This is a genomic window from Novosphingobium sp. (assembly GCF_041905565.1).
Taxonomy (GTDB): Bacteria; Pseudomonadota; Alphaproteobacteria; order Sphingomonadales; family Sphingomonadaceae; genus Novosphingobium.
In genome coordinates this window covers 308,793-318,570 of the sequence record NZ_JAYRKX010000002.1, presented here as the reverse complement: position 1 = coordinate 318,570, position 9,778 = coordinate 308,793, and the positions used below count along the sequence as shown (strand labels likewise).

The 9,778-nt window shown below is 62.8% G+C and carries 14 protein-coding genes; 12 read left to right on the top strand and 2 right to left on the bottom strand.

From position 1 onward, the window contains the following. The 6 genes from ACE3N9_RS03410 to ACE3N9_RS03385 all read left to right on the top strand — a co-directional run. A partial coding sequence (locus ACE3N9_RS03410; protein ID WP_374280861.1) for an RNA polymerase sigma factor occupies positions 1 to 162 on the top strand: 162 nt, incomplete at its 5' end. A gap of 61 nt (positions 163 to 223) precedes the next feature. After that, entirely contained in the window at positions 224 to 1,978 is a 1,755-nt protein-coding gene (locus ACE3N9_RS03405; RefSeq protein WP_066556623.1) for a copper resistance system multicopper oxidase, read from the top strand. Then, positions 1,975 to 3,030, top strand: a complete 1,056-nt coding sequence (locus ACE3N9_RS03400) for a copper resistance protein B (RefSeq protein ID WP_304534821.1) — start codon at positions 1,975 to 1,977, stop codon at positions 3,028 to 3,030. Before ACE3N9_RS03405 ends, ACE3N9_RS03400 begins: the two co-directional genes overlap by 4 nt. Before the next feature lie 66 nt (positions 3,031 to 3,096). Beyond that, on the top strand, positions 3,097 to 3,453 hold the full coding sequence (locus tag ACE3N9_RS03395) for a hypothetical protein (RefSeq protein ID WP_144901092.1): 357 nt from the start codon (positions 3,097 to 3,099) through the stop codon (positions 3,451 to 3,453). Further along, on the top strand, positions 3,450 to 3,650 hold the full coding sequence (locus ACE3N9_RS03390) for a hypothetical protein (RefSeq protein WP_066556628.1): 201 nt from the start codon (positions 3,450 to 3,452) through the stop codon (positions 3,648 to 3,650). The genes ACE3N9_RS03395 and ACE3N9_RS03390 overlap by 4 nt, the downstream gene beginning before the upstream one ends. Before the next feature lie 126 nt (positions 3,651 to 3,776). Further along, complete coding sequence (locus ACE3N9_RS03385) at positions 3,777 to 4,205, top strand: DUF411 domain-containing protein (protein WP_066556631.1); 429 nt, start codon at positions 3,777 to 3,779, stop codon at positions 4,203 to 4,205. A 216-nt stretch (positions 4,206 to 4,421) separates the two neighbouring features. Here the strand turns inward: ACE3N9_RS03385 and ACE3N9_RS03380 are convergent, their stop codons facing one another. Both ACE3N9_RS03380 and ACE3N9_RS03375 read right to left on the bottom strand, forming a co-directional pair. Beyond that, the gene (locus ACE3N9_RS03380) at positions 4,422 to 4,772 is read right to left on the bottom strand and encodes a DUF3147 family protein (RefSeq protein ID WP_066556635.1); all 351 of its coding nucleotides are present in this window, start codon (positions 4,770 to 4,772) and stop codon (positions 4,422 to 4,424) included. Continuing rightward, on the bottom strand, positions 4,769 to 5,182 hold the full coding sequence (locus ACE3N9_RS03375) for a helix-turn-helix domain-containing protein (RefSeq protein WP_066556650.1): 414 nt from the start codon (positions 5,180 to 5,182) through the stop codon (positions 4,769 to 4,771). The genes ACE3N9_RS03380 and ACE3N9_RS03375 overlap by 4 nt, the downstream gene beginning before the upstream one ends. A 69-nt stretch (positions 5,183 to 5,251) precedes the next feature. Between ACE3N9_RS03375 and ACE3N9_RS03370 the strand changes: the two genes are divergently transcribed. The 6 genes from ACE3N9_RS03370 to ACE3N9_RS03345 all read left to right on the top strand — a co-directional run bounded on the left by ACE3N9_RS03370 (position 5,252) and on the right by ACE3N9_RS03345 (position 9,761). Further along, positions 5,252 to 5,884: a cation transporter gene (locus tag ACE3N9_RS03370; protein WP_027443900.1), complete on the top strand. Its 633-nt coding sequence runs from the start codon at positions 5,252 to 5,254 to the stop codon at positions 5,882 to 5,884. Continuing rightward, positions 5,881 to 6,231, top strand: coding sequence for a DUF3703 domain-containing protein (locus tag ACE3N9_RS03365; protein ID WP_066556653.1), 351 nt, complete (start codon positions 5,881 to 5,883; stop codon positions 6,229 to 6,231). The genes ACE3N9_RS03370 and ACE3N9_RS03365 overlap by 4 nt, the downstream gene beginning before the upstream one ends. Before the next feature lie 31 nt (positions 6,232 to 6,262). Then, on the top strand, positions 6,263 to 6,604 hold the full coding sequence (locus tag ACE3N9_RS03360) for a hypothetical protein (protein WP_374280846.1): 342 nt from the start codon (positions 6,263 to 6,265) through the stop codon (positions 6,602 to 6,604). A 65-nt stretch (positions 6,605 to 6,669) separates the two neighbouring features. After that, the gene (locus ACE3N9_RS03355) at positions 6,670 to 7,128 is read left to right on the top strand and encodes a hypothetical protein (protein ID WP_144901090.1); all 459 of its coding nucleotides are present in this window, start codon (positions 6,670 to 6,672) and stop codon (positions 7,126 to 7,128) included. A gap of 162 nt (positions 7,129 to 7,290) precedes the next feature. Further along, positions 7,291 to 8,526 (top strand): TolC family protein, encoded by a 1,236-nt coding sequence (locus ACE3N9_RS03350; RefSeq protein ID WP_144901088.1) that lies wholly within the window; start codon positions 7,291 to 7,293, stop codon positions 8,524 to 8,526. After that, positions 8,523 to 9,761, top strand: a complete 1,239-nt coding sequence (locus tag ACE3N9_RS03345) for an efflux RND transporter periplasmic adaptor subunit (protein ID WP_066556664.1) — start codon at positions 8,523 to 8,525, stop codon at positions 9,759 to 9,761. Before ACE3N9_RS03350 ends, ACE3N9_RS03345 begins: the two co-directional genes overlap by 4 nt. Positions 9,762 to 9,778: the final 17 nt, after the last annotated feature.

Genomic DNA, 9,778 nt, shown 5'->3' with positions numbered 1-9,778 from the left:
CGCTTGCCATCCCGTCTGCGCGAGGCCCTGGTCCTCCGCACGATCGATGGCCTCGGCCAGGCCGAAGCTGCCGAGGTGCTCGGTGTCAGCGAGAAGACGGTCGAGACCCGCCTCTACCGGGCCAGGGCGAAATTAAAGGCGATGATTGGCGACCAGATCTGAGGGCTAGGGAAAGCGGCTGCGTAAAGGACGATGAAGCCGTCAATCTTACCGGATACCACTCATGCATTCTTTTGCGCTCGATCGCCGTACCCTCATTCGTTCGGCTGCTTTGGGGGGCGGGGGCCTCGCGCTTTCGGCAGCGCTCCCCGCGTGGGCGCGCAGTGGAACTCCTGGCCTCGCAGGCCCGATGTCCGTGGTGTCCGGGGAGCAAATCGCACTATCCATCGGTCATGCCTCGCTCCGGGTCGGCGGACGTGATGGGCATGCCATCGGCATCAACGGTGCGACACCGGGCCCGGTCATCCGGTTAAAGGAGGGCCAGAAGGTTCGCCTCGCGGTGAACAACACGCTGAACGAGGAAACCTCAATTCATTGGCACGGGCTGCTCGTGCCCTTCCAGATGGACGGCGTGCCGGGGGTGAGCTTTCCGGGGATCAAGGTCGGCCAGACCTTCGTGTACGAGTTCCCCGTCAAGCAGTCTGGCACCTATTGGTATCACAGCCACTCCGGCATGCAGGAAGCGATGGGCATGTATGGCGCGATCGTCATCGATCCCGCCGCGCCCGATCCGGTCGCCTATGACCGTGAACATGTAATCATGCTCGCCGACTGGAGCTTCATGCATCCGCATACCCAGCTGCGGAAGCTGAAGGCGCAGCCTGGCTACTTCAACATGCAGAAGCAGACCCTCTCAGGCCTGCTCGCGGGCAAGGACCAGTCGGCCTCCGAACGCCGCATATGGGCCGGGATGCGGATGGACCCGACCGACATTTCCGACGTCACCGGCGCAACCTATCATTTCATGGTCAACGGCCATGACAGTGCCGCGAACTGGACCGGACTGTTCGCACCTGGCGAGCGGGTGCGCCTGCGCATCATCAATGCAGCCGCCATGACGAATTTCAATGTCCGGATTCCGGGTCTCGCGATGACGGTGGTCGCCGCAGATGGGCAAAACGTGCAGCCGGTCGAGACCGACGAATTCCAGATCGGCATCGCGGAGACCTATGACGTGATCGTCGAACCCAGGGCCGACGAGGCCTATGGCTTCATTGCCGAGGCCATCGATCGCTCCGGTCAGGTGCGCGCGACGCTTGCTCCGCGCCTCGGCATGGTCGCGCCGATTCCGCCAATCCGCGAACGTCCGCTGCTCACCATGAAGGACATGGGCATGGGCGATATGGCTGCACCCGGTGCCGATGCGAGTACAGCTGATCACGCAGCCATGGGCCACGCCATGCCCGGGATGGATCACGGCTCGATGAAGATGCGCGATCCCGCGGTCGCGCCGCAGGTCAAAATGGGACCAGGCGTTGCGACGCTTTCGCCAATGCCCATGGACCGCACGGGCGAACGTCCGACCGGTCTTGAGAAGGTCGGGCACCGGGTGCTGACCTACCGCGACCTCAAATCGCTCGCGCCCAATCCAGACAAGCGCACGCCGTCACGCGAGATCGATCTGCACCTGACCGCCAACATGGAGCGCTACATGTGGTCCTTCGACGGCGAGAAGTTCAGCGAAAATACGGAGCCAATCCCGTTCCGCCACATGGAGCGGGTGCGCATCAATCTCATTAACGACACCATGATGCCCCATCCGATTCACTTGCACGGACACTTCTTCGAACTGGTTACTGGGAGTCCCGGCCATCATCCGCTGAAACACACGGTCAACGTCCTGCCCGGCGGCAGGGTCTCGTTCGATCTGACTGCCGATGAGCTCGGCGACTGGGCATTCCACTGTCACATGCTGCTGCATATGATGTCGGGGATGTTCCGGGTCGTGACCGTGCGCCATGAGGAGGACGCGGCATGAAGGCGACCCTTCTCATCAGCGCTGCTGTCTTGTTGGCAACGCCCGGCTTTGCGGTGGCCCAATCCTCCATGCCAGGCATGGAAATGAAGGATGCGCCCGGCACAGTTGCTCGAGGCGAGGCAGCGCCGGCTGCAATGGACCATTCCGGCCATAGTCAGCCCGAAGCTGCAGTTCCCGCGCCTGTCGCAGTCGATCCCCATGCCGGACACGCTGCCGAGCCTAAGCCAGCCGGTCCGCCACGGCCTGAAGCCATCGATCACTCCGGCCATGATATGAATGCCATGACGGGCATGTCCGAGGGTGATCCGGCTATCGGAACTGCTCCCGCCCCTGCGCCGCCAGGCGACCATGCCGCGGATACCGTGTTCGATCCCGCTGAGATGGCGCGCGCGCGCGAAGCTTTACGGCGAGAGAATGGAGCCTTCAGCGGGTCGATGGTGCTCTTCGATCTCGCCGAATTCCAGGCGCGCAAGGGTAGGGACGGTTATCGTTGGGCAGGCGAGGCCTGGTTCGGCGGTGACGTCGAGCGCCTCCTGATCAAAACAGAGGGCGAGGGCGCATTCGGCGAGCCGATCGAGGATCTGGAAATCCAGGCACTCTATTCACGTGCCATCTCGCCGTTCTGGAATGCCCATGTCGGCTTGCGGCACGATATAGTGCCCAATCCCTCGCGGACTTATGCCGTGCTCGGGGTAGAGGGAATCGCGCCTTACTGGTTCCATTTGACGGGGCAGATGTTCCTCTCCGACAAGGGTGACATCCGGGCTCGCCTTGAGGGAAGCTACGATGAGCGGATCACCCAGCGCCTGATCTTCCAGCCTCGAGCGGAACTTAATTTCTCCGCTCAGGACATGCCCGTGATCGGGGTGGGATCAGGACTCGCCGACTTCGAACTGGGTGCGCGCTTGCGCTATGAGATCCGACGCGAGCTCGCGCCCTATGTTGGCGTGGAATGGAGCCGGAAGGCGGGTGACACCGCGCGTTTGGCACGGCTCGCAGGAGAAGATCCAGATGCGGTCAGTTTTGTCGCTGGCGTCAGGGTTTGGTTCTGATTCTGATGGCAATGCACAAAGACTTTGGCTGGACCGACGGGTCGCAACGGAGCAGGACTTGATGCTATGAAATCGGTCGTCGCTCTCATTGTTGCGCTAGCATTGGCGTTCGGCGCAGGACCGCTTTGTGCCGCCCCGGCAGCGGCTTCGATGCAGACTGCTAACATGGAATGCGGCGACATGCCGGGAAGCGGCGACCGCTCACATCATCATGGCGCACCGGACGTGGCGCGGGTCTGTCATGCGTGCCTCTTTGCTGCGCCTGCCATCGGCACCAATCTGAATGCCATACGATGGGACTGGATCGGCCCGGAGATCCGGGCGCCCCAAAGCCTGTCCGGATTGAAGTCCGAGCCACCGACACCGCCCCCGCGCCAGCCGGTTTCCCGATCCGTTTCAATCTTATCTGGAGAATACACATGAAATCCAAGTATCTTCTGGGCGCCCTGGTGCTCTCGCTTTCTACAGCCGCGTTTGCAGCCGAGCCTGCACCGACGCCAGAGAAGTCGTGCTGTTGCTGCAAGAAGGACGAGCTCGGCCAAATGGCCTGCTGCAAGGAGCATGGCGAGCAGGCTGGTGAGCATGCTGGTCACGACATGAGCGGCATGGATCACAAGTAAGCAATGGTGCGCGGAGGGTGGTCCGCTACCCTCCGCGTATTGCCATGTGAGTACTGGCAAATGCGGACTGGACCTTAGTTTACACCGGAGCGGTTCAGCGGCCACCCGCGGATAAGGAGATCACATATGCGAAAGCTCGTTTTGGCACTGGCGCTGTTTTCGACCCCCGCGCTAGCGGCAGGCGACATCCTGATGCATCGCGATCCGGGGTGTGGGTGCTGCGAACAATGGGCTGCGCGGGTTCGGCAGGCCTTCGGCAGAAATGTGCGAATCGTCGATGACGCGAACCGTACCGCGTTCCAGCGGCAGGTGGGTCTTCCCGCAAACCTGGTGTCATGCCACACCGCGATCGTGGACGGGATCGCCTTCGAGGGACACGTTCCTATTGCGGACATGCGCCGCGTACTGGCGAGCCGCCCGAAAGGTGTTCGTGGGCTTGCAGTTGCGGGAATGCCCATCGGATCGCCGGGTATGGAGGTGCCGGGTGTTCGCGCGCAACGGTATAACGTCATTGCCTTCGGGGCCGCGCGCACCAGCGTATACGCACAGCATTAGTCGTCGCATTAAAAGCGAGCGTCTTAATCTCCGCTCCCGCGAAACCCGGAGCACATCCGGGCAAATCGAATGAGAGCGGGGCAAGATGCTTCCGCGAGTTGTGTTACGTTTGGAGCGGGGGCGTTTTCGCCTTGATCGCGATGAAGGCCGCGCCTGCAGTCGTCCTTCGCCCAAGCCAGCCCGCTCGGACGTACCACGCAATTCGGAGAGGCGCTTTCACAGCCGAACATCCCAACGAGCGAGTAACGCCGCCATGCCGACGTACAGGACGATGGTCAGAGCGCAGCCGGCCGCGAGTGCGGGCCAGAACGCGAAGCCGCGCTTGAGCAGAACCGGGATCAGCAGGAAGATCGGCAGGCTCGGAAGAACGTACCAGAACGTGGCTTGCGAATAGCTGGCCGTACGCGCTGCGTCGCCAGTGTCGCGCCAGAGCCAGATCATGCTGAGCACGGCGACAAGCGGGAGCGATGCCAGCAATGCGCCAAGTCCAGCGCTCCGGCGGGCGACTTCGGAAACCACAACAATGATGATCGCCGAGATAGCGGTTTTGACGACCAGATAGATCATTCGTGGTCTCCGTTGCACATGGTGTGATCCCCCAGCGCCTCGATCACGCGACAATCGGCGGCAAGTCCGCCCCGGCAGCGACCGATAATGCGCGATAGTTCGTCGCGCAGGGTAACGAGTTGGCCGATCTTCTCTTCGACCTGCGCCAGATGCCGGGTGGCGATCCGGTCGGCCTCGCAGCACTCGCGCTCGGGATGGTCGGCCAGATCGAGCAGCGAGCGCACTTCCTCGATGGTGAAGCCCAACTCGCGTGAATGACGGACGAAAGCGAGCCGCGTGCGATGCGCTTCGCCATAGGAGCGATAATTGCCCGCAGTCCGGGCCGGTTCGGGCAACAAACCGATCCGCTCGTAATAGCGGATCGTCTCGATGTTGGTGCCGGTCGCCCTGGACAGTTCGCCGATTTTCATCGCTTGACCCTGTAGTTGCTACAGGGTGCATATAGAGGGCCGACTCGAACGAACCAAGGAGTTTCGGCCATGGCGGACAGTTGCTGCGCCAGTTCCTGCAGTGACGACACCGCGCGCAATGATCCTGCGTGGCGCAGGGCGTTGTGGATCGCGCTCGTCGTCAATGCCGTGATGTTTTTCGTCGAGATCATCGCGGGTGCCGCATCGGGATCCCGCTCGCTACAGGCTGACGCGCTCGATTTTCTGGGCGATGCCGCAAACTACGCGATCAGCCTTGGCGTCGCCGGAATGGCGCTTGTCTGGCGGGCGCGGACCGCGCTGGTCAAAGGGCTGACCATTCTGGCCTTTGCACTCGGGGTGATGGTCTCGGCGGTCTGGGGCCTTGTTGCTGGAACCCAGCCCGATCCTTGGGCGATGACAGGCATCGGCGCTCTCGCGCTGGTGACGAACATCTCGGTGGCGCTCCTGCTCTATCGTTTCCGGTCGGGTGACGCCAACATGCGATCAGTCTGGGTCTGCTCGCGCAACGATGCGATCAACAACCTGCTGGTGATTGGCGCGGGCTTCGTGGTGCTGTGGACGGGCAGCGGCCTCCCCGACCTCGTCGTCGCGCTCATCATGGCGCTTCTCGGGCTTCAAGGTGGATGGCAGGTGGTTCGGCAGGCTCGATATGAACTTGCGGCAAGAGGGGTTCCGGTATGAAGCAGCTCGAAACCGCATATTGGGCGGAGATCGGTGCTTTCCGGCAAGCGAGGGCTGGCCAGGACGCGGCCGATGCCTGGCACTATCTGGAACGCGCGCATATCCTTTCTCAGCAGATCCTGCGGCTCCACCTCCATGCCCATGCCGTCATGCTGATCTTTGCCATTTCCCGGCGCGAATGGCGCGAAGCGCGCGGACAAGTTCTGCGTCTGATGCTTGCACCCCTCGGCGCGCTGCTGGGCCGCATTCCTCTGGGGAACACTGGTCGAGCATCGGTCAGCGCCTTCGTGCCCATGTCGATCCCAGAGGAGCTTCGTCATGTTCTGGGCCAGGAACAGTGCAAGTGATGCGTTTGCTGCTGCTGTATTGCTCTGCTAGGTGGAAACGATGAGGGGCATTGTTCTCCAGTTCCTGATTCTGTTCTCGGTGCTTTGCGCCGGTTTTCATGCGCCTGCCGCTGCCCATGACGACCACGGTCAGGCCACAGTTCTTGTGGCTGATGCGCACCATGCTGACGCCCACGAAGATTTCTCCGACGATTCTTCCTCGGATCCCTCGCAGGAACTCTATCATCATCACCATTGCCCCATGACGACGGTATTTGATGGCAGCGACGGCGCGATGCTGGCCTTCGCAAACAAAGAGTTGCTCTGGCCGAGCAAGGCTGCGGCGCTCGCCTCGCTGATGCCAACTCCGCCAACCGAGCCCCCAGCAGCCTGAGATCCCAGCTTTGCGCGCGCCGGGCAGCCCGGCGTTGAATCTGGTATTTTCAGGATTATTTCCACATGCGATACTTGCTTATGGGCGCAATTGCGCCTGCGGCGCTCATGGCCGCTACCCCCGTCGATGCGCGCCCGGCCCGTGTTGATATCCCCATTCAGATTGACCCGAATTCATCGGTCTATGTGCTTTGGGTCAAAGTAAAGGCTGAAGGCGACCACACGATTGTCAGTGGCTACGTTCGCCAAAAGCGCTGGTTCGCCCGAAGCCGCGGCCATCTTCACATCGCGTTCATGAGGCAAGGCCAGCAGGTCGCCTGTCAGGAAAGCGACTGGAAGAAGTACCGATATCGTTCCCGGGGGCAGTGGCGTTTCACAAGTTCGGTGCAGATTGCCGCCTCTACAATCGATAGTGTGCAAATCTCGCACGTTGACCATGAACGGGTGCCCGACAGCACCCCGATATCCATGACAGTCTGCCCGGGATCGACTGTAGACACCGAACATCATGCCGGCGGTGCATAAGATGGCATCCCGATTGTTGATGGCTTCAACCATTCGAATGAGTGATTTGCCGGTCGGGGGTGCCGAGGTTTCCCTGATTGGCTGGCTTTCCCGACGTGCCCTGAATGCCCCGCGTGTCGAAGACACGCGCGAGCAAACTGAAAGCGTTTCAGGAGTGTTCCCATGACTTTGACATTGCGCGCCGGCCTATTGGCCGGCTTGGCGCTGGCCTTGCCCATAGCGGCAAGTGCGGAACCCGTAAGTCTGGACGAGGCCGTCCGCCGCGCCATTGCGGCATCGCCCGCGATCCAGGCCCAGGAGGCAGGCATCCGGTCTGCAAGGGCGGGGCGCAGCCAGGCCGATGTTCGTCCCAATCCCGTCCTGTCAGTCGAAGCCGAAAACATCGCCGGCACCGGCGCCTATGACGTCTATCGGCAGGCCGAGACGACCGTCACTTATGCCCAGACCATCGAACGCGGGGGCAAGCGCGATGCGCGGATCGCCTATGCCGAACGTGACATCGGTGTCGCGGAGGCTTCGGCGCGCCTCACCCGGCTCGACCTCGCCGAAGCAGTGCAACGCACATTCATCGACCTGCAGATCGCCGAAGAAGTTGTCTGGCTTGCCGAACGACGCCTCGAAACCGAGCGCGCCATGCAGACCGAAGCGCTGCGCCGGGTACGCGGCTACAAGGATCCGCTCTTCGTCGAAACCCGCGCCGAAGCTCGCGTAGCCCAGGCACGGCTTGCGCTCGACGAGGCCCGGTCACGCCGCAATGCCGCCCGCGCGAGGCTGGCCTCGTTCTGGGGCGGCAAGGCAGAAGATGTCGAGGTGCCGCGCGGGATCGAGAAGCCGGACGATCACCTGCACCAGTTGGCCGCTGCTGACAGTGCGCTTGCATCTGCCACGGTGGAACGGGCGCAGGCGGCGGTCGTGGTCGAACAGACGCGCGGCGTGCAGGATTACACGGTGAGCGGCGGCGTGCGGCATCTGCGCGAGACGGGCGATGTCGCACTGGTGGCCGGGATCTCGATCCCGCTGGGCCGTTTCGACCGCAATCGGGGCAACATCGAGCGCGCGCAGGCCGAGCGGCAACGGATCGAACTGCTGGCCGAAGCGGCCCGCCTTGACCGTCTGCGCCAGTTGGCCTCGCTCAGGGCCGAGGCTGATGCCGCCCGGATGCGCGCCGACGGGATCATGCAGGATGTCTATCCCAAGGCGGTCCGCACACTCCAGCAGGTCCGCGAAGGCTACAATCGCGGCGGTTTCCGTTTCAGCGATGTGCAGGACGGTGCCGACGCCATCATCGAGGTTCAGTCGCAGTGGGTCGAAGCAATGACCCGCTACCGCGACATCCTGTCCCAGATCGACCGGCTGACCGGACGCTTCGACGTCGTCGCCGGGGAGGAAGTACAATGAAAAACATCCGTTTCACCGCCGCTATCGCGGCACTCGCTCTTGCCCTCCCGCTTGCCGCCTGTGGTTCCGGTCCGGCACCCGCGGAACATGGCGAGGAGGGGGCCGAAGCCGAGCAAGGCCCCAACGGCGGGCGTCTCCTGAAGGATGGCGATTTTGCCGTTGAGGTCACAGTGTTCGAAACCGGGCAGGAACCGCAGTTCAGGGTCTATGCCAGCCGAGGTGGCCAACCGGTCGATCCGGGGTCCGTGCAGCTGACCATGACGCTCCGGCGACTGGGGGGCGAGGTCAACACTTTTGCTTTCAAGCCCGAAGGCAAGTTCCTTGCCGGTCAGGGCGTGGTCGAGGAACCCCACAGCTTCGACGTCGAGGTGGTCGCGGTCGAAAACGGCAAGCGGCACGTCTGGAAATACGCCAGTCCCGAAGGCCGCACGCATATCACGGCAGAGGCGGCCAAGGCGGGCGGCATCGAGATACTGACCGCAGGTCCGGCGTTAATCGGCGAGACACGCGAACTCTTCGGCACTGTCGCACTCGACCCATCTGCCCGTTCGGAAATCCGTGGCCAGTTTCCGGGCCGCGTCGTCAGCGTGACCAAGGCCGTGGGCGACTATGTCCAGCGGGGGCAATTGCTGGCGCGCATCGAGTCGAGCGAGAGCCTGCAAGTCTATCCGGTCTATGCGACCGTCAGCGGCGTGGTCGCCGAGCGTAACGGCAACCCCGGTAACGTGACCGGTGATCGCGCGCTCTATGTCATCACCGACCCCGCCCAGACCTCGGTCGTCTTCAACATCTTCCCCAAGGATCTGGCGGTGATCCAGCCCGGCATGCGGGTAGAAATCGAAGCCATGGACGGCACGCCCGTCGCGGCCAGCCAGCTCGGGGGCTATTTGCCCGAAGGTAATGCCGAGGCCGGAACGGCGCTGGTGCGAACCTCTGTCCCCAATCGGGGGGGGCGGCTCCGTGCCGGCATGGCATTGCGCGGCAAGGTGGTGGTGAATGCCGTCACCGTGCCACTGGCCGTGCGGACCGAAGCCATCCAGCCGTTCCGCGACTTCAAGGTCGTCTTTGCCAATTTCGGCCAGGACTACGAAGTTCGCATGCTCGAGCTGGGGCGCTCATCGCCCGAGTGGACCGAAGTGCTGAGCGGCATCAAGCCGGGCACGCCTTATGCCGCCAAGGGCTCCTTCCTCATCCGCGCCGACATCGAGAAGTCGGGCGCGAGCCATGATCATTGAGCGGGAGAGATAGCGCC

What these genes read in the sequence shown, in the direction of transcription:
- ACE3N9_RS03380 (WP_066556635.1), bottom strand. Translation starts at nt 4,772, where the DNA reads ATGATCTATCTGGTCGTCAAAACCGCTATCTCGGCGATCATCATTGTT.
- ACE3N9_RS03365 (WP_066556653.1), top strand. Translation starts at nt 5,881, where the DNA reads ATGAAGCAGCTCGAAACCGCATATTGGGCGGAGATCGGTGCTTTCCGG.
- ACE3N9_RS03370 (WP_027443900.1), top strand. Translation starts at nt 5,252, where the DNA reads ATGGCGGACAGTTGCTGCGCCAGTTCCTGCAGTGACGACACCGCGCGC.
- ACE3N9_RS03390 (WP_066556628.1), top strand. Translation starts at nt 3,450, where the DNA reads ATGAAATCCAAGTATCTTCTGGGCGCCCTGGTGCTCTCGCTTTCTACA.
- ACE3N9_RS03345 (WP_066556664.1), top strand. Translation starts at nt 8,523, where the DNA reads ATGAAAAACATCCGTTTCACCGCCGCTATCGCGGCACTCGCTCTTGCC.
- ACE3N9_RS03385 (WP_066556631.1), top strand. Translation starts at nt 3,777, where the DNA reads ATGCGAAAGCTCGTTTTGGCACTGGCGCTGTTTTCGACCCCCGCGCTA.
- ACE3N9_RS03350 (WP_144901088.1), top strand. Translation starts at nt 7,291, where the DNA reads ATGACTTTGACATTGCGCGCCGGCCTATTGGCCGGCTTGGCGCTGGCC.
- ACE3N9_RS03400 (WP_304534821.1), top strand. Translation starts at nt 1,975, where the DNA reads ATGAAGGCGACCCTTCTCATCAGCGCTGCTGTCTTGTTGGCAACGCCC.
- ACE3N9_RS03405 (WP_066556623.1), top strand. Translation starts at nt 224, where the DNA reads ATGCATTCTTTTGCGCTCGATCGCCGTACCCTCATTCGTTCGGCTGCT.
- ACE3N9_RS03375 (WP_066556650.1), bottom strand. Translation starts at nt 5,182, where the DNA reads ATGAAAATCGGCGAACTGTCCAGGGCGACCGGCACCAACATCGAGACG.
- ACE3N9_RS03395 (WP_144901092.1), top strand. Translation starts at nt 3,097, where the DNA reads ATGAAATCGGTCGTCGCTCTCATTGTTGCGCTAGCATTGGCGTTCGGC.
- ACE3N9_RS03355 (WP_144901090.1), top strand. Translation starts at nt 6,670, where the DNA reads ATGCGATACTTGCTTATGGGCGCAATTGCGCCTGCGGCGCTCATGGCC.